The organism is Clostridium transplantifaecale (assembly GCF_900626075.1).
Classification (GTDB): domain Bacteria; phylum Bacillota; class Clostridia; order Lachnospirales; family Lachnospiraceae; genus Otoolea; species Otoolea transplantifaecalis.
The window spans coordinates 63,234-79,942 of the sequence record NZ_UYZY01000009.1 but is presented as its reverse complement, the minus strand read 5'-3'; the positions used below and the strand labels follow the sequence as shown (position 1 = coordinate 79,942).

Here is a 16,709-nt window from a genome sequence, read left to right as displayed (position 1 = left end):
CCTCCCTTCTCTCTTATCAGCTTGCCAGCCAGCCGCCGTCCACCTTGATTGTGATGCCTGTTATGTAGTCGCTGGCCGAGGAAGCAAGGAACAGCATCGGTCCCGCCAGATCGGCTACGGTTCCCCACTCATGGAGCGGAATTCGGCTCTCAATCCAGGCGCGGTGTTCCGGATCGTCATAAAACGGCTTTGTCATCGGTGTGATAAAGTATCCCGGCGCGATACAGTTGACCTGGATACGGTCCGGTCCCAGTTCAATAGAGAGCGTCTTTGACATCTGGATGACTCCTCCTTTGGTGGTGCAGTATACGCTGGATTCGGCAAGGCCGATATAGCTTCCTAGTGAACCGATATTGATGATCTTCCCGCCGCCGTTTGCCTTCATTACTTTTGCCACTTCCTGCGCTACAAAAAACACGCCCTTTAAATTGACGCCTGTGATAAAGTCATAGTGTTTTTCACTCACCTCCACAAAAGGCTCTATATGCTCCACGCCGGCATTATTGACAAGCACGTCTATCCTGCCGTATGTTTCAAGAATGGCTTTTACCATTTCTTTAATGCTGTCCTGCCTGGTCACATCCACCACAAAGGCCGCTGCCTCGCCGCCCTGGCTTCTGATATCCTCCGCCGTCTGTTTTACCTGCTCCTCATTGATATCTGCGCATGCCACCCTGCATCCCGATTCTGCGAAGATATGGGCATATCCCTCTCCCAGTCCCGTTGCCGCTCCGGTTACAAGAACAACCTTTCCCTCTACGTCAAAAATATTTTTTCCCTGAAGAATATTCATATAAGTCCTCCTTTTATTCAGCTTACCATCTGCTCCACACGTACCAGAACCGATTTCTGATGGGCGAACAGGCCTTCTTCCCCTGCAAGCTGCACACATGTTTTAGAGAGGTTGCAGCATCCTTCCCTGGAAATATGCTGGGTGAAAGATGTTTTTAAAAATGTTCCGACCCAGACTCCACCCGAATACTTGGCCGTGGCCATCGTCGGGAGCGTATGGTTGGTTCCTGAACAGTAATCACCAAATGCAACTGGCGTATATTCTCCAATAAAGAGGGAACCGAAATTCCGAAGCTTTGCGGCAACCGCATCGCTGTTGTGCGTATGTACTTCCAGATGCTCCGGCGCAATATCGTCGGAGATTGCAATTGCCTCCTCCAGGGAGTCCGCGATAATAATGGTTCCATTATCCTCCCACGATTTTTTTGCCGTCTCTCCGGTGGACAGTTCATCAGCAAATTTGTATAGATGTTCCAGCACTTTTCCGGCAAATTGCTCCGATGTGGTGATGAGTGTTGCCCTTGCATTGGGATCGTGCTCGCTCTGGGCCAGCAGGTCAATAGCCGTATACCTCGGATTCGCCAGCTCATCTGCAATTACAAGAACCTCGCTAGGTCCCGCCAGGCTGTCGATTCCGACATCTCCGAGAACCTGCCTCTTGGCCTCGGTCACGAACTTGTTTCCCGGCCCTGCTATCAGATCGACCTTCTGCACGGTCTCCGTTCCGTATGCCATGGCAGCAATCGCCTGCGCTCCTCCGGTGCAGTAAATCTCATCAATTCCGGCTATGTCCATCGCCGCCAGAACGGCCGGATGGATTGTCCCATATCCTTTGGCCGCCGGGCTGCAGGCCACTACTTTCCTGACACCGGCTACCTTTGCAGGAATCGCCAGCATCAGCGCGGTACTGGGAAGCGGATAGCGTCCCGCCGGTACGTAAGCGCCTACCGTTTCAACCGGAATCAGGCGGTGCCCCAGCGTCACTCCGGCTATCGGCGACGCCGTTGTCAGCGGGGTCATACATTCCAACTGCTTCTCTGCAAAGAAACGAATCTGTGCGGCGGCATTTCTGATGGCCTCAACTGTATCCTGTGAAATGAGGGAATAGGCCTTTTCAATCTCCTCTCTTCCTACTTTCACAGAGTCCATCTCTATCCCGTCGAACTTTTTCGTCAGTTCCAGAATTTCCTGATCCCCTCTGTGTCTGACATTTTCGATAATACTGCCCACCAGTTCCGTCACTTCCTGGCTGCGCTCATAAGTCTTGCGTGCTGCCTCTTTGTACATCCTCATCTTCTCATATCCTCCTTACACATTTTATCGTTTCTTCATCACTTCTCTGTCCTTGCTTAACTTTTACTCTAACGCATCGGCGGAGCGCTCCCGTCCGTATCTCTGCAAGCGGTGATTTAAAAACACCGGCCAAAGTGTTTTACCGCCTTTAATCAAAGTATATCCTTGTACTTTGGGGACAGGTCAAGCTTAATATTTTTGATTTTTGCCAGCTACATCCTTCATTATTATCTGATATATGCAATATAAAATCAATATTTTTATTCTTTTCAAACACAATATATATGTTATTAGATAATTACAGCAATTCTAAACCTGTCCCCAGAGGTCAGGTTTTTTTATCTGATTATTATTCACTATATCGTCTTTTTAACTATCATCAGTCTTTCGTGATAAAAAAGGATTTTATGGTGGCGATTCCAGCCGCCCCGGCTCATCATAGGGCTTCTCGATCAGTTCCAGCTCATCCCGCAAGACTAATTGCAGCAGTTCAACGGGCAGAGGGGAGCGCAGTGGAGGGGCGCCGAACTTTTCATCACAGAAAAAGAGTCCGGCCGGCCATAGGCCCCGGACTCTTGTCTGTTTATCATGTTTCTGTTATTCTTTCAATACTGTTCATTCTTTCCAACCGGAAAAAACGCCTAACAAAGTTTTTCCAGAACGGCTCCCGAAGTCTTCTGGTTATTATCACGGCAGTTTTCAAAATGCCTGCGGTAGTATTCCGTGTATACCAAATCAATCAGAAATAACTGACTGATCTCGGCAGAAGTGGAACCGCCCTGCAGCGGACCCTCGTTTGCCCCGCACAGGAGCGTAACGTCGGAAAATGAGGTCAGCGGGGATTTGACAAAGCGGGTGATGCAGATGGTGCTGGCGCCTGCCTTTCTGGCAATCTCAGCCACCTGGATTGTGTCCTTCGTGGCTCCCGAATAAGATATCATGACCGCCGCATCCCCCGGTCCCAGAGTGGAGGCCGCCATGGCCTGCATATGGGAATCCTGCAGACAGTATACCTTCGGTTCAATGCGCAGGAATTTGTTCATCGCCTTCATGGCCGTCAGGCCGCTGGCCCCGACACCGAAGAAATAGATCTTCCTGGCTTCGTCCAGAATCTTGATCGCCCTCTCAAAAGTCTCACGGTCCAGCAGGGAATAAGTCTCCTGCAAGGCTGATATATTGGTATTCAAAACCTTCTGGGACAGCTCCATAAAGGAATCGTCAAGCTCCACATCTCCGGTAAACTGGTTGTGCTTCTTCCCCTCATCTCCCAGATCCAGGGAAAGCATCATCTTAAATTCCTGGTATCCCTTCAGCTCCATCGTCTTACAAAAGCGGAAAACACTGGTGTCTCCCACATCACATGCATCCGCCAAATCCGTGATGGACATGAACAAAACCTTCTTAGGATTCTGCAGCACAAAATCTGCCACCTTCTTTTCTGCCTTTGTAAATTGATTTGAAGAAGCTCTTATTCTTGTCAGAAATTCTTTGCTCATATGCGTACCATCCCGTTTTTTATAATCTGCCGAAATACAGTTTTCCCTGGAAAATCCCACCGGGCCGATCCCTGTACAACCACCCTTATTTATGTATCTATTATAACTTTAATCAAAGGATCATTCAACTGTACAGCCAACTTTTTCCCACTATTTGGAAATAGGCAGCTTCGTAATTACATTCACTGTTTTTACTGCTTCCACTATATCATACTAAAAAATAGTTTTCAATAATTAGGATAAAACAAAAAACATTTTTATCCACAACAATGGGCTTAACTGTAACGTTATTTCATCAATGCAGTCCCCGCTCCATATCGTCTCTGTATTTCTGATTTAATTTGTGATATACTTCTATACAACCCGAATTTTAAAGGAGGTGTTATATGGCCGTCATTCTGTTTTTTATCCTTATCGCCGTGCTGACCGTTGCAATCTGTTTTTGGGCCGGACGCAGAACGGCCGGACATGCAGATAACTTTTTGCAAAGACACCCTGCCGTCGTCAAAACGGTGCTGTTTATTTACGTGGCCTTTGCCGGATGTTTTACCTTCCCAATCAGAAGTGACCTGTTTCCGCTCGACAGTGCAAAATTATATCTTCTGATCGCGTCCTACGGCATAATAGGGCTGGGATTCGCCGCGGTTTACGGACCTAAGAAAGAGAAAGTGATCTATCCCTCCACCCTGATACTGACCTTCCTTGGAATCCTGTGCCGGTATCTGCTGGAGTATGGGGAAATTTCAAATTATTACAATTTCACATTATTCAATATTGCATCCTATCTTGTGGTTATACCTATTTATACGGTTCTCGCCTACCATTACATTGTGAAATACCTTATGTCCGGGAAGTAGCGCGATCCAACTGCGGAAAGCACGCCGTATGGCTCCTTCACTTACGATCTAAAGCATATCTGCAGCATTAAAAAAAGCCCCTGGTTTCTTTATAAGAAAGCAGGGGTCTTTCCATTACTGTTCCATTATTCTTCCGTACCGTCAATCGCAACTGCAATGCTCAGTTCTTCAAGCTGTTTATCATCGACCGGCGCAGGCGCTTCCATCATCAGACAGGACGCATCTTTTACCTTCGGGAATGCAATAACGTCACGGATGCTGTCCGCTCCCACCATCAGCATAACCATACGGTCAAAACCGTATGCCAGTCCTGCGTGAGGCGGTACACCGTATTTAAATGCCTCTAAGAGGAAACCGAACTGTTCGTTCGCGCGTTCCGGTGTGAAGCCCAGAACTTCCAGCATCTTAGACTGTACATCCGCCTGATGGATACGGACGGAACCGCCGCCCATCTCCGTGCCATTCAGCACGATATCGTACGCTTTGGCGCGCACCGCACCCGGATCGGTGTCGATCAGAGCAAGATCCTCCTCCATCGGCATCGTAAATGGATGATGTACCGCAACATATCTCTCATCCTCCTCGGAATACTCAAACAGCGGGAATTCCGTTACCCAGAGGAATTTAAAATCATCTTTCTTTAAAAGGTCAAGCTGTCTCGCCAGCTCCAGACGGAGATTTCCGAGCACATCGAATACCACCTTGTCCTTGTCGGCGGCAAACAGAAGCAGATCTCCCGGTTTTCCGTCCATGGCTTTTACAAGGGCATCTAACTCCTCTTCGGTCATGAACTTTGCAAAAGAGGATTTGTAGCTTCCGTCTTCCTGAATAGCCAGGTAAGCCAGGCCTTTTGCCCCAAAACCTTTGGCATATTCTACGAGGGCGTCGATCTTCTTACGCGGCATGGCTCCCTGTCCTTCGGCGTTGATACCGCGGACGGAACCGCCGTTTTCCAGCGCTCCCTTAAATACGACGAACTGGCAATCCTTTACCACTGCCGAAACGTTTTTAAGTTCCATTCCGAAACGAAGATCCGGTTTATCGGAACCATAGCGCTCCATCGCTTCGCGCCATGTCATCCTCTGGATTGGAAGTTCCAGATCGTAGTTACAGATCTCTTTAAATAAGGTCTTTAACAGCCTTTCGTTGACATCCAGCACATCCTCCACATCCACGAAGGAAAGCTCCATATCGATCTGTGTGAATTCAGGCTGTCTGTCCGCGCGGAGGTCCTCATCACGGTAGCATCTTGCAATCTGGAAATAGCGGTCATAACCGGAGCACATTAAGAGCTGCTTTAAAAGCTGCGGGGACTGCGGAAGTGCATAAAACTCCCCCGGATGAACACGGCTGGGCACCAGGTAGTCGCGCGCTCCCTCCGGTGTGCTCTTGATGAGCGTCGGTGTCTCTATCTCCAGAAAACCTTCCTCGGCCAGGAACTTTCTGGTCAGGATGGCAACCCGGCTTCGAATCATCAGGTTTTTCTGAAGGTCAGGTCTTCTGAGATCCAGGTAGCGGTATTTAAGACGAAGCTCTTCTTTTGTTCTTGAATTCTCCTCAATTGGGAAAGGAGGCGTCTCTGATTCGGCAAGCACGCGCAGGGAATTGGCCCTGATTTCAATCTCACCCGTCTTCAGGTTCTCATTAACCGCGCCGGAACGTGCTTCCACTTTACCGGTAACGGCAATAACAAATTCACTTCTGAGCTTCTCCGCTCCCGCAAAGCTCTCCGCTCCACAGTCCGATTCCTCAAAAATGATCTGTAAGAGGCCGGAACGGTCCCTTAAATCTACGAAAATGATTCCGCCTTTATTTCTGCTCTTCTGAACCCAGCCCATCACCGTCACCGTCTCACCGATATTCGCGGTGGATAATTCCGTACAGCGGTGGGAACGTTTAAGCCCTGCCATTGATTCTGCCATGATGTTTGTTTCCTCCTGATTTTTGTAACTGTATCTTGATTTAGTATTTGATAGTAACTGTTCAAAAGGTAGTATACCGCGAGGTATTTTCATGTATTTTTGCATGAAAATACCGAGTTTTGCCAGCGCGACACGGCATCTTAAGCCGTGTCTGTGCATCGCGAAGCGGTAACTATAAAGATACTGAATAGTTACATTTGATATATGGCTTGGAAGTTAGATGGAGTCTTTGTAGAACTCTACAAACTCCTCAAATCCTTCCTTCATAAGCTGCTCTTTCTGGAATTTCTTGTTTTTATTCATCTGGGCAACGGCCACGCGCACGCCCTTTGCCCTCTCCTCCTGAGCCGCCTGAAGCACCTTCTTAAACTGCTCTTTGCTGAGGTTTTTCTCAAACAGGAATACTTTCTTTCCCACCAGTGACGGGATCTTGAATCCACTCTCCATCAGGATGGTGATAATACGCTCAAAACCGATTGAAATTCCGCAGGCCGGTGTATCCACGCCCGTAAACTTTCCGATCAGCTTGTCGTAACGGCCGCCGCCTGCTACGGAGCCGCCGAATCCTTCCATGGAAACCTCGAAGATAGTTCCCGTATAATATCCCATTCCCCTTACCAGGGTCGGATCGAATTCAAGGCCGCATTCAACGTCGTTGATCTCTCTTACGGTTTCCATGATATAAGCCAGGTTCTCCGCTTTCTCAGGATCCATAACGGAAGCCAGCTTTTCACCAAGCGCTCTCACGCCGTCTGCGTCATTCCTTATATTGGCAAGGAGATCCGTATATTTATCTACGGATTCTTTGGCATATCCTGCCTCCAGAAGTTCCTCTGCAACGCCGTTTAAACCAATCTTGTCCATCTTGTCCAGGATGATAAATACCCGGTCTGTCTCGTCCTCCGGGAAACCGCTGTAATCAGCCATGCCTTTTAAGATGGCACGGTCATTGACACGCACGGTAAATGCCTTATCCGGGCAGATTCTGGTAAGCGTCTTAGTGATAGCCAGGATCGTCTCGATCTCCACCAGGTTTGTTCCGTCTCCGAGAACGTCGATATCGCACTGTACGAACTGTCTGAAACGGCCCTTCTGAGGTTTGTCGGCACGCCATACGCTTCCTACCTGAAGCGCTTTAAATGGGGTCGTCAGATTAGCCGCATTGTTGGAATAATAGCGGCACAGCGGTACGGTCAGATCGTAGCGGAGTCCCTCTTCCACCAGATCCGCATCGGTTTCTGCGGTCTCAAGGTTCAGTTTCTCACCGCGCTTTAAGATCTTAAAGATCAGTTTCTCGTTATCGCCGCCCTGTTTGCTTGTCAGGTTCTCAATATGTTCAACGCAAGGAGTTTCAATTGAGGAAAAGCCGTATCCTCTGTAAGTGTCTTTAATAATATTTAACACATAATCTCTGAGTTCCATCTCTGCCGGAAGAACATCCTTCATTCCGGTTACCGGTTTTTTCTTTAATGCCATAGTCTTCACTCCTTATTCTTTGTTGTTCGCCAAAATTCTTTGTCCGCCAGCCATCACTGTCCGTTCCGTGGACAGTAGCCGCTGATTTTACCGCCTGTCCCTGCTTTCTTAAGCGGCCGTTTTCCGTCTAAAAACCATAGTAGCAGACATTGGTAATTTTGCAAGCACTTTTTCATCTCATTTATATCATCTCATTCATTCCATGACTGCAATCAGTTTTTCTTTTCTTCCGAACATTTCGCCGATGCGCTCGATATACTGCTCCACATCCTTGACATTCTCAGCCCTTTCGAGCCTGTTCTCGGACGGGTAGAGCACCTTGGTCGTGGTGCCTGCGCCGCAGGCCATGATCGTCTGCTTCTCTTCCATGATCAGGATATTGTAAATACATTCTTTTCCCGGGGCGGCATAACCTACGTTCTCAAAATTACCGGCCATATTTTTCTGGCGGTACAGATAGTAGGGATACAGCCCCATCCCGTGGGCAAAGTCGGCAGTCATATCTATCATTTCCTGTGTATTCACAATCTTCAAATCGCCGTACCGCTCTTTAAACATATTTAACCTGGCCGCTCTCTTGATTGCCAGGGAGTGCACGGTGACGCTGTCCGGAGCCAGCGATTTTATTTCTTCCATTGTATTTTTCACATCATCGATGGTCTCTTCCGGAAGACCGACGATGAGGTCCATGTTAATATTATCAAATCCCAGCCCCCGGGCCAGGTGGAACTTCTCCCTCACATCCTCCACCGTATGGCGGCGTCCAATGAGATCGAGCGTCTTCTGGTTCATGGTCTGAGGATTGATGGAAATTCTTGTAATTCCATGATTTCTCAGTACCTGCAGCTTTTCCTTTGTAATGCTGTCGGGCCTGCCCGCTTCCACGGTGAATTCCTGCACATGGGCCGTGTCAAAGGTGGCTTCCAGTCTGCCAAGAAGCGTTTCCAGATCTTCAGGACTTAAGGAAGTCGGCGTTCCTCCGCCAAAATAGATGGTATCCAGGGGGCGTCCCTTCATTCTGTCCGCAACATAATCCATCTCCTTAAACAGGGCATCCAGATACAGCCCCGTCTTTCCCTCCCACTTTCCAATCGGGAAAGAGGTAAAAGAACAGTAAAGGCAGGTGGTCGGACAGAACGGAATCCCGATATAGAGGCTGTATCCCCTTTTATAATCCACAGGCGCAAGAAGTTCGATCTCCCTCTTTGCCACAGCAAGAGCCAGTTCAATCTTCTCATCACTTGTATAGTATGTTTCCTTCATGTAGCCGCGGACCCACTCTTCGTCATGTCCTTCCAAAAGCTTTGTCATCGCAATCTTGGTGGGGCGGATTCCGGTCAGCGTTCCCCAGGGAAGTTCTTTTCCCGTGCGGGTGCGCAGTAAGCCGTAAAGTGTCCGCTTAATCAGGTTCTTCGCCTCAAACCGGCTGGTAAAATCCGGCCTGACGGAGGCAAAATGGATGGTTCTCTCCTCCATCGGTCCCTCGTTATCCTCAATGGAGAGGTCAAAGGTAACGCCGTTCCTTCCTCCTTTTACAAGGAATTTTGCCGCGTCTGCTTCCTCTCTTTTATGGGTAAACGCTTCACCCGGGTAAAAGGCCATCAGAAGCTCCCTGATATCCTGCTCGAAGGAATTATCATCCAGCAGAATTGCTATCATAATGTTCTCCCTCTGTATCCGGCCAGCGGATTATATTTCTTTTCATCTTTGATTGTCGTATAGCCCATATGGCCCGGATAAACGTCGGTTTCGTCCGGAAGCGCAAACAGAATATTAGCTACCGAATTCACCATATCCCTGGAATTGCCGGTCGGGAAATCGATTCTTCCGTAAGATCCTTCAAACAGGGTGTCTCCGGCAAACAGCGCATGCTCCGACTCCACATAGTAACAGCAGGAGCCGCAGGTATGGCCCGGTGTGTGTATCACCCTGAACCGGTATCCGATCAGATCAAATTCTTCCCCATCCTTTAGAAGCCGGTCCGCCTTTAGCTGAATGCCTCCGCCCATGAACTGACAGGAAAGGTTTTTATCGGGATCCGCCAGAATCTCCGCCTCTTTTTCGGATGCGTAAACGGGCGCTTTATATTTCAAACGCAGCTCCTCCATTGCCATCACGTGGTCAAAGTGGCCGTGCGTCAGTAAAATCCCCTTTACCGCCGCCCCGAGTTTTCCACAGGCATCGGCGATTTTCGCTGCGTTATCCCCAGGATCTACGATAACCGCTTCCTTATTCTCAGGGTTCACTGCAATATAACAGTTGGTTTCCACCATTCCTACTACCAGTCTTGTAATTTCCAATTTCATGCCCGCCTTTCACCGTCTCTTTAACAACGATAAGTACGCTTCGCGAACTTTTCATTGCCAATCAATAGAAAGAGAAAACTGCCAGTTTACCCCGCAGTTCTCTCTATATCCAGCACTCCTTCAATTTGTCTCAGCTTATCCGTCAGCTTATTTAATTCCTCGATTCCATGGATGTCGAATGCCATCATGATGGTCGCTTTCCCCTGTTTGCTGGTTCTGACGTTCATCGAGGTGATGTCAATCTGCCGCTCCGTAAATACCTTTGAGATATCGACAAACATCCCGATACGGTTATTGGCAAATATCTTGATTTCCGTTGAATACTTCTCCTTGCCGGTGGAACCTTCCGGCTGCTGCCATTCGGCGTCGATCAGACGTTCCCTCTCCTCCTCCGGAAGATTGATCACGTTGATACAGTCCGTCCTGTGGATAGAAATTCCTCTTCCGCGGGTGACGAAACCGACAATCTCATCTCCCGGCACAGGGCTGCAGCACTTGGAGAAACGCACAGCCAGGTCGTGGATTCCCTTTACCACGATACCGCTCTGGGATTTACCGGCCGCCAGCACAGGCACTTTGCTGCCCTCGCTGCTGATGCCGTCCAGAATCGTCGCATCCGTCTCTTCCTTCTTAAGCTTCTTATTCCTCTCCTCCAGCATCTTGTTGATGATCTGGCCCTCTTTCAGGCCGCCGTGGCCGATGGAGGCGAGAACGGAATCCCAGTCTTTGAAAGCATAACGCTTCATGACTTTCTCCGTGTATTCCGGCTTATTGATATCTGAAAAGTTAACACCCTTGGCACGGCAATACTTGTCAATCAGGTCGCGTCCGCGCATGATGTTGTCTTCTTTTAACTCGGTTTTAAACCACTGGTTGATCTTGTTCTTCGCTTGTGTGCTCTTAACTAGCTTCAGCCAGTCCCGGCTCGGTCCCTTGGAATTCTGGGACGTGATAATCTCGACGCGGTCACCATTCTGGATCACATAGTCGATATTGACCAGCCTTCCGTTGACTCTCGCTCCTACCATCTTGTTGCCGACGGCGCTGTGGATGGAGTAGGCAAAGTCAATCGGCGTGGAACCGCTCGGCAGGTTCTTGACATCACCGGTCGGTGTAAAACAGTATACATTATCGGTAAAAAGATCCAGGTCGCTCTTTAAAAGACTTAAGAATTCCTTATTATCCGACATGTCGCGCTGCCATTCCAGAATCTGGCGCAGCCATGCGAGTTTTGCCTCCGCGCTGTCCGACGCGGTCTGGCCGCTGCCGCTCTCCTTGTACTTCCAATGGGCCGCAATACCGTATTCTGCAGTGCGGTGCATCTCAAATGTCCTGATCTGTATCTCAAAGGGCTGGCCGTTGCTGCTGATAAGCGTCGTATGTAAAGATTGGTACATGTTCGGCTTCGGCATCGCAATATAGTCCTTGAAACGTCCCGGAATCGGCTTATACAGCTCATGGATGACGCCCAGGGCTGCGTAACAGTCTTTCACCGTCTCCACGACAATTCTCACTGCAAATAAATCATATATCTGTTCCAGGGTTTTATCCTGGTTCACCATCTTCTTATAAATACTGAAAAAATGTTTGACGCGGCCGTCCACCTTCGCCTCGATGCCCGCATCGTCGATATGGCTCTTCACCTCACTCACGATGCCCTGTACGAATGCCTCTCTGGCATCCTTACGAAGGGCCACCTTCTCCGCCAGATCGTAATAAACTTCCGGCTCCAGGTATTTTAAGGACAAATCGTCCAGCTCCGTCTTGATTTTCGATATACCGAGGCGGTCGGCGATAGGCGCATAGATATCCATCGTCTCCCTGGCCTTCTCCTTCTGCTTCTCCGGCTTCATATACTGAAGCGTCCGCATATTGTGAAGGCGGTCGGCAAGTTTGATTAAGATAACGCGGATATCCTTTGCCATAGCGAGAAACATCTTACGAAGGTTCTCGGCCTGGATCTCCACCTTATCCATGGACCATGAAATCTGGGTCAGCTTTGTGACGCCGTCTACCAGAAGGGCAACCTCTTCTCCGAAAATGGATGTCAGTTCCTCCTCCGTCATCACCGTATCTTCAACGACATCGTGCAGGATGCCCGCAACGATTGTCTCCTTGTCAAGCTCCAGGTCGGCCAGTATAATGGCAACACAAAGAGGGTGAATGATATACGGTTCACCTGATCTCCGCTTCTGTTCTTTATGGGCGTTATATGCAATATCGTATGCTTTCTCCACCATCGAGATGTCATCCGAAGGATGATACTTGCGAATGCTGGCTGTCAGTTCCTGATAGAGCTTCTCGGGACTTGTGAAGTCGGCCGGCGCTTCTATCTCCTGATCCAGTTTTTTAATTATTTCCAAACTTCCCATATACAATGCCTCCTGGCCTCCGGGCGGCTTTTCCCGTCGGTTTATCTATTCCTTACAGATATGTAACTGTCCGATATCCTGAAGTCGCATAAACCGACTTTATATGATACGTTTTTCCGTGCAGCTACAACAGAATAATCACTATTATAAATATTTTTGTCAAAAAATGCAAGACTTTCAAGGTTTTGTCGTTTTCTCAACCGTGTTTGTATGTTACTGTTCACACCGGCGCTGTGAACAATAACTGCTATACTCTCCGGCCGCAGCCGTTTACCCAGTCTTTTTGCACCGTATGACAGTTAGATTATTCCCTCACCTGTCTATTCTATTCAGATACACGTCTTCTGTTTCCTCTGTCTGTTTCCTCTGTCTGTCTCCTCTGACTGTTTCCTCTGTCTGTTTCCTCTGACTGTTTCCTCTGTCTCTTCCCTGGAGTCTCTCCGGATGCAGGACTTCCTCCCGAATGCGAAACACCCGCATCCGGGGACCCCTGCTTTTTAACCGGATACGGACCCGGATATCTTATACCCCGTCCTCCTGTCAACGACGCTTAGATATTCCCCGCCGTTTATATAGGCATTCAGGTTCTTCAGGCTGATATCCACAATACGGTCTACGGTGTACTTGAGGTGGAAACCGCCCGATACATGGGGCGTGAGAAGAAGATTGGGACAGTCCCACAGTTCCTCATCCCCGGGCAGAGGTTCCTTCTCGCACACATCAATGGAGGCCCCGGACAGTTTTCCCGTCTTTAACACATCCACAAGCGCCTCCGTATCCACAACATTGCCGCGGCCCACGTTTAAAAATACGGCCCCCTCTTTCATCGCCGCAAACTGACGGCCGGAAAACAGGTGAAATGTCTCCTTTGTCCCGGGCAGACAGACGGCAACCACATCGGCGAGAGCAAGCTGCCGTTCCAGATTATCTATCGTATCCATCTCATCCACACAGTCCGGTTTTTCCCTGACGGTGCGCCGAAGTCCGGCCACATACGCCCCGAACGCCTTCATTCTGACGGCAAATTCCGTTCCGATGTCCCCCATTCCGACAATCAGAATACGGGAGCCGCAGACCGAACGAACCCTTCCGGCATCCTTCCAGATATGTAATTTCTGGTTTTCCAGATAGACCGGAAACTTTTTGAAAAGCATCAGGAGCTGGCCGGTCATATGTTCCGCAATACCCACGCCATATGCCCCTGTGGCATTGGTGAGCACAGCCGTATCCGACAGCACCCCCTCCGCCAGGTAACCGTCCGTTCCGGCGCTGTTTAACTGAACCCACTCTATCGCCTGATTTTCCGCAAGCATAGAGGGTGGAATATTTCCAATAACCGCAGTCAGGCTCCTCACCGTCTCTGCCGTGACTTCCTCTTTCCTGCAAAAGATAAATTCAGCTTCGGGAGCCGTATCTGCATACCGTTTTTTCTGCTCCGCCGTCACCGGGAGCGTTACCAGGATTTTCTTCATCTTTGTATACCTTTGGGCCTTTCTGATATTATGTGGGTTTAGTTGAGATGCGAGGACGCCTCTGTAAGATGGCGGACGGGGTGGTGGGAGGTTGTATATGAGTCTTCAGCCCCGGTTTGTAAGTTGTCATGAGGGGGAATCCAGGAGAAAAAATTCCTACGGGGACTCGCTTCCGCTTGTGGAATGCGCAGCGGATGCTAGCTTCGTGAGAAACCTCAGCAAGCACCGGCGGATTCCAAGGTCTCCCTTCGGAAAGTTTTCTCCTTCCTTCCCCAGGCAGGTTGTCGGCGGGACTGAAGACTCAGGGAAGGTTGTTGCCCCGTCCGCCGGCTTCAGGGGCTGATTGTCTCTTTCGTCAAGTGGGGAGGTGGTATTGTTGCGTCCACTATATTGTTGTGATTCTTTTACATTCTGATAACACCTTGGGCTGCATAAAAAGAGTATCAGAATAAACACTTTAAGCTTATAAGCTTACATAGTGTCATAGTGAACAGGATGTAGTTTTCAGGCATCCAGAGAAACGTAGTGGCAGCGGCAAGTGCCTCCCCCATTGAAGAAAAAGGACAAATCAGCCGCCGCAGGCTGGGGGCCGGGCCACTATCTTGGCTGAGTCTTTCGTCCCGGCCATAACCTTCCTGCGGGGAAGAAGGGAGAAAAAGATTCCGGAGGGAACCTGGAGTCCATTGGTACTTACCGAGGTCTTTTCGAGGTTAGTACCACTATGTACTCCAACGAGGTTCTTCCGCAGCTATGGACATTAAGCTTTAAAACCAAAACGAGTCAGCAGTAGCTGGTTGAGATCGAAACCGGGCCGTTTTTCTAGAAAGGACAGGCAAAACTTTTTAAACAGGCTTTCCAGTTTCATTCTTCCATATTCATTCCGTTTCGTGAGTTTGAATTGATTGTTTCCCCCTTCCACAAATCCGGAACTTTCCGGATTCCTGATTGCATTTTTCACTGAGTCTATGTCTTTTTTTATGCTTTCACAAAAGGGCTGGATCCGGCTCTTCTCATACTTCCGGATGAACGGGGCTAATTCTTTCTCATTGGATCCCATCAGGATTTTATGGAATTCTTGGTACATGGTATGGATTTCTGATGTAATGGGATAGGCCTGTTGGATGGCAGAACTGTTTTTCTGCACTGTTTTATCCCGTTTGGTTTTCGCATTGACCGTCAACAAGTACCTTACCACCTGTCCCCGGCTGAGACGGATCACCCCTTCTGCCTCAGAAGAGCGATACGCACAGATCGCGTTGCTCTGTTTCCAGCCGGGAAAGTTATTTTCCTTTAGGCAGTGAATGTAATCCCATATCGTGTTCAGGCTCCCACTGTATCCTTGATACCTGATGTATTGATAAATCGTGAGATCACTTTCACCGTTTTGGATCATCTTGTAAATCAGGTTGGAATAGGCGGCTACCTTCGAACCTTCCTTCCGGATTTCTCTCCGGCCCAGGCGCATGATTTCTTCCTCTGTCATATGGATATATCGGTTTGCTGTCTCATATTTCATGTGGAACTCGTCCATCAGAGGGCGGATCTTCTTTTCTTCCATCTGGGCCCACCTCTCCTGTCCGGCACGGATTCGTTCGCTTTTTTTTAATGGCTTCATCCTGTTTTTTCCGAACCGCGTCGCTCAGACGATGGAATTGGCTGTCGAAAACAAGCTCCGTCCCGTACGTTTTTAAGGGGCAGGCGTTATCATAGTGCAGAGAGGCCATTTTAGCCGGATCGATGGTCCGTTCAACCCAGATCTTTTCAGGCCGTTTTTTCAGAATCTCTCCGTCCTTTAGATAAAGATGGTCCGGTATTTCGTCTTTAGCAAGTTTCGAAAGAGCGGTACTCAGGTTCTGCAAGAGATGAAAACGGTCGGCTATCTGGATACAGTTCGGGCGGGCCAGGCGGATTGCTTCCGAGTAAGCGCTCGCCCGGTCCCGGGCCACCTTGTTTACTTTTTTATGGGCCAGAAGCCATTCCCTCAAAGAGGCTCCGTCACGCCCTGGAAAAAGAGCGAGCGGCAGATGGGTCTGCGCGTTATAAATAACCGTCGCATAGGTCTGCCCTTTTCGGATCGCGACCTCATCCACTCCGATGGAAGTCACCTCCGGATCATCCGGCAGCTGAAACCGGCTGCCAAGCCGCAAGATGGAATCCCCGCTGACCTTTACCCCGATTTGGGCCAGCCTGCGGCTGCTGCCTTCGGCATTTCCGGCAAGAAAGGCGTCCAGGATCATTGCGTTCAGGGCGTCCGTCCTGGTTTGGGAATGTCTTGCGAAGGGAAGGGGTTCTACAAAGACCTTCCGTTGACAGTCCGGATTAGTACACTTATATTTATAAGATTTGACATGAAGGAGTGTGTGCTTGCCTCGGATGGGCGTATCCTGAAGGGTCCGGGTATAAGCCGAATTTAGGGTAGACGACAGGGCGCCGCAATCGGGGCAGGCACAAGGGTGGGACCTGGATTTTAGGTAGAGGTGCAGGGTGGAGCCATCGTCGTGCCACTCATAGATAAAGTGGTTTTCGTCAAACTTTAGGGGGCAGTTTTCCAGTTCCTTATATTTCATCATAAAAGATCCCTTCTTTCTACCACCATTATACCACGGCTGTCCATAGCTGCGGAAGAGCCTCCAACGAGCGCAAGCGTTTCCCGCAGGAACTTTTTCTGCCCGGATTCCCCGCCCGCAACAATCTGACACCCGGGACGAAAGACTCATCGATCC

The 16,709-nt window shown here is 49.2% G+C and carries 12 protein-coding genes; 1 reads left to right on the top strand and 11 read right to left on the bottom strand.

Translation table 11 applies throughout. From position 1 onward, the window contains the following. Positions 1 to 16: 16 nt before the first annotated feature. From EJL91_RS23860 to EJL91_RS23850, 3 genes are all read right to left on the bottom strand, one after another. Positions 17 to 793 (bottom strand): SDR family NAD(P)-dependent oxidoreductase, encoded by a 777-nt coding sequence (locus EJL91_RS23860; RefSeq protein ID WP_125144482.1) that lies wholly within the window; start codon positions 791 to 793, stop codon positions 17 to 19. A 17-nt stretch (positions 794 to 810) separates the two neighbouring features. Next, a complete protein-coding gene (gene hisD / locus EJL91_RS23855; protein WP_125144481.1) occupies positions 811 to 2,085 on the bottom strand; it encodes a histidinol dehydrogenase in 1,275 nt (424 codons plus the stop codon). Between the two features lie 641 nt (positions 2,086 to 2,726). Beyond that, positions 2,727 to 3,581, bottom strand: coding sequence for a MurR/RpiR family transcriptional regulator (locus EJL91_RS23850; protein ID WP_125144480.1), 855 nt, complete (start codon positions 3,579 to 3,581; stop codon positions 2,727 to 2,729). A gap of 386 nt (positions 3,582 to 3,967) precedes the next feature. Between EJL91_RS23850 and EJL91_RS23845 the strand changes: the two genes are divergently transcribed. Further along, positions 3,968 to 4,438, top strand: coding sequence for a hypothetical protein (locus tag EJL91_RS23845; RefSeq protein ID WP_125144479.1), 471 nt, complete (start codon positions 3,968 to 3,970; stop codon positions 4,436 to 4,438). Between the two features lie 125 nt (positions 4,439 to 4,563). On the opposite strand, the gene aspS is transcribed toward EJL91_RS23845, so the two are convergent. From aspS to EJL91_RS23805, 8 genes are all read right to left on the bottom strand, one after another. Continuing rightward, positions 4,564 to 6,360, bottom strand: coding sequence for an aspartate--tRNA ligase (gene aspS / locus EJL91_RS23840; RefSeq protein WP_125144478.1), 1,797 nt, complete (start codon positions 6,358 to 6,360; stop codon positions 4,564 to 4,566). Positions 6,361 to 6,576: 216 nt separating this feature from the next. Next, positions 6,577 to 7,836 (bottom strand): histidine--tRNA ligase, encoded by a 1,260-nt coding sequence (hisS, locus tag EJL91_RS23835; protein WP_125144477.1) that lies wholly within the window; start codon positions 7,834 to 7,836, stop codon positions 6,577 to 6,579. A 195-nt stretch (positions 7,837 to 8,031) separates the two neighbouring features. Next, complete coding sequence (hemZ, locus tag EJL91_RS23830; protein WP_125144476.1) at positions 8,032 to 9,495, bottom strand: coproporphyrinogen dehydrogenase HemZ; 1,464 nt, start codon at positions 9,493 to 9,495, stop codon at positions 8,032 to 8,034. Beyond that, the gene (locus tag EJL91_RS23825) at positions 9,492 to 10,142 is read right to left on the bottom strand and encodes an MBL fold metallo-hydrolase (RefSeq protein ID WP_341467055.1); all 651 of its coding nucleotides are present in this window, start codon (positions 10,140 to 10,142) and stop codon (positions 9,492 to 9,494) included. Before EJL91_RS23825 ends, hemZ begins: the two co-directional genes overlap by 4 nt. 86 nt (positions 10,143 to 10,228) lie before the next feature. After that, positions 10,229 to 12,514 carry a RelA/SpoT family protein gene (locus EJL91_RS23820; RefSeq protein WP_125144474.1) on the bottom strand — a complete coding sequence of 762 codons (2,286 nt, stop codon included), beginning with the start codon at positions 12,512 to 12,514 and terminating at the stop codon, positions 10,229 to 10,231. Between the two features lie 497 nt (positions 12,515 to 13,011). Then, positions 13,012 to 13,986: a D-2-hydroxyacid dehydrogenase gene (locus tag EJL91_RS23815; protein ID WP_125144473.1), complete on the bottom strand. Its 975-nt coding sequence runs from the start codon at positions 13,984 to 13,986 to the stop codon at positions 13,012 to 13,014. A 757-nt stretch (positions 13,987 to 14,743) separates the two neighbouring features. Next, the gene (locus EJL91_RS23810; protein ID WP_164516771.1) at positions 14,744 to 15,544 is read right to left on the bottom strand and encodes a transposase; all 801 of its coding nucleotides are present in this window, start codon (positions 15,542 to 15,544) and stop codon (positions 14,744 to 14,746) included. Then, positions 15,492 to 16,556, bottom strand: coding sequence for an ISL3 family transposase (locus EJL91_RS23805; protein ID WP_243125548.1), 1,065 nt, complete (start codon positions 16,554 to 16,556; stop codon positions 15,492 to 15,494). The genes EJL91_RS23810 and EJL91_RS23805 overlap by 53 nt, the downstream gene beginning before the upstream one ends. Positions 16,557 to 16,709: the final 153 nt, after the last annotated feature.

Excerpts from the sequence above, each read along its gene's own strand:
- EJL91_RS23845 (WP_125144479.1), top strand. The coding sequence starts at position 3,968 with ATGGCCGTCATTCTGTTTTTTATCCTTATCGCCGTGCTGACCGTTGCA.
- hemZ (WP_125144476.1), bottom strand. The coding sequence starts at position 9,495 with ATGATAGCAATTCTGCTGGATGATAATTCCTTCGAGCAGGATATCAGG.
- hisD (WP_125144481.1), bottom strand. The coding sequence starts at position 2,085 with ATGAGGATGTACAAAGAGGCAGCACGCAAGACTTATGAGCGCAGCCAG.
- EJL91_RS23805 (WP_243125548.1), bottom strand. The coding sequence starts at position 16,556 with ATGATGAAATATAAGGAACTGGAAAACTGCCCCCTAAAGTTTGACGAA.
- EJL91_RS23860 (WP_125144482.1), bottom strand. The coding sequence starts at position 793 with ATGAATATTCTTCAGGGAAAAAATATTTTTGACGTAGAGGGAAAGGTT.
- EJL91_RS23820 (WP_125144474.1), bottom strand. The coding sequence starts at position 12,514 with ATGGGAAGTTTGGAAATAATTAAAAAACTGGATCAGGAGATAGAAGCG.
- hisS (WP_125144477.1), bottom strand. The coding sequence starts at position 7,836 with ATGGCATTAAAGAAAAAACCGGTAACCGGAATGAAGGATGTTCTTCCG.
- EJL91_RS23825 (WP_341467055.1), bottom strand. The coding sequence starts at position 10,142 with ATGAAATTGGAAATTACAAGACTGGTAGTAGGAATGGTGGAAACCAAC.
- EJL91_RS23810 (WP_164516771.1), bottom strand. The coding sequence starts at position 15,544 with ATGGAAGAAAAGAAGATCCGCCCTCTGATGGACGAGTTCCACATGAAA.
- EJL91_RS23850 (WP_125144480.1), bottom strand. The coding sequence starts at position 3,581 with ATGAGCAAAGAATTTCTGACAAGAATAAGAGCTTCTTCAAATCAATTT.
- aspS (WP_125144478.1), bottom strand. The coding sequence starts at position 6,360 with ATGGCAGAATCAATGGCAGGGCTTAAACGTTCCCACCGCTGTACGGAA.
- EJL91_RS23815 (WP_125144473.1), bottom strand. The coding sequence starts at position 13,986 with ATGAAGAAAATCCTGGTAACGCTCCCGGTGACGGCGGAGCAGAAAAAA.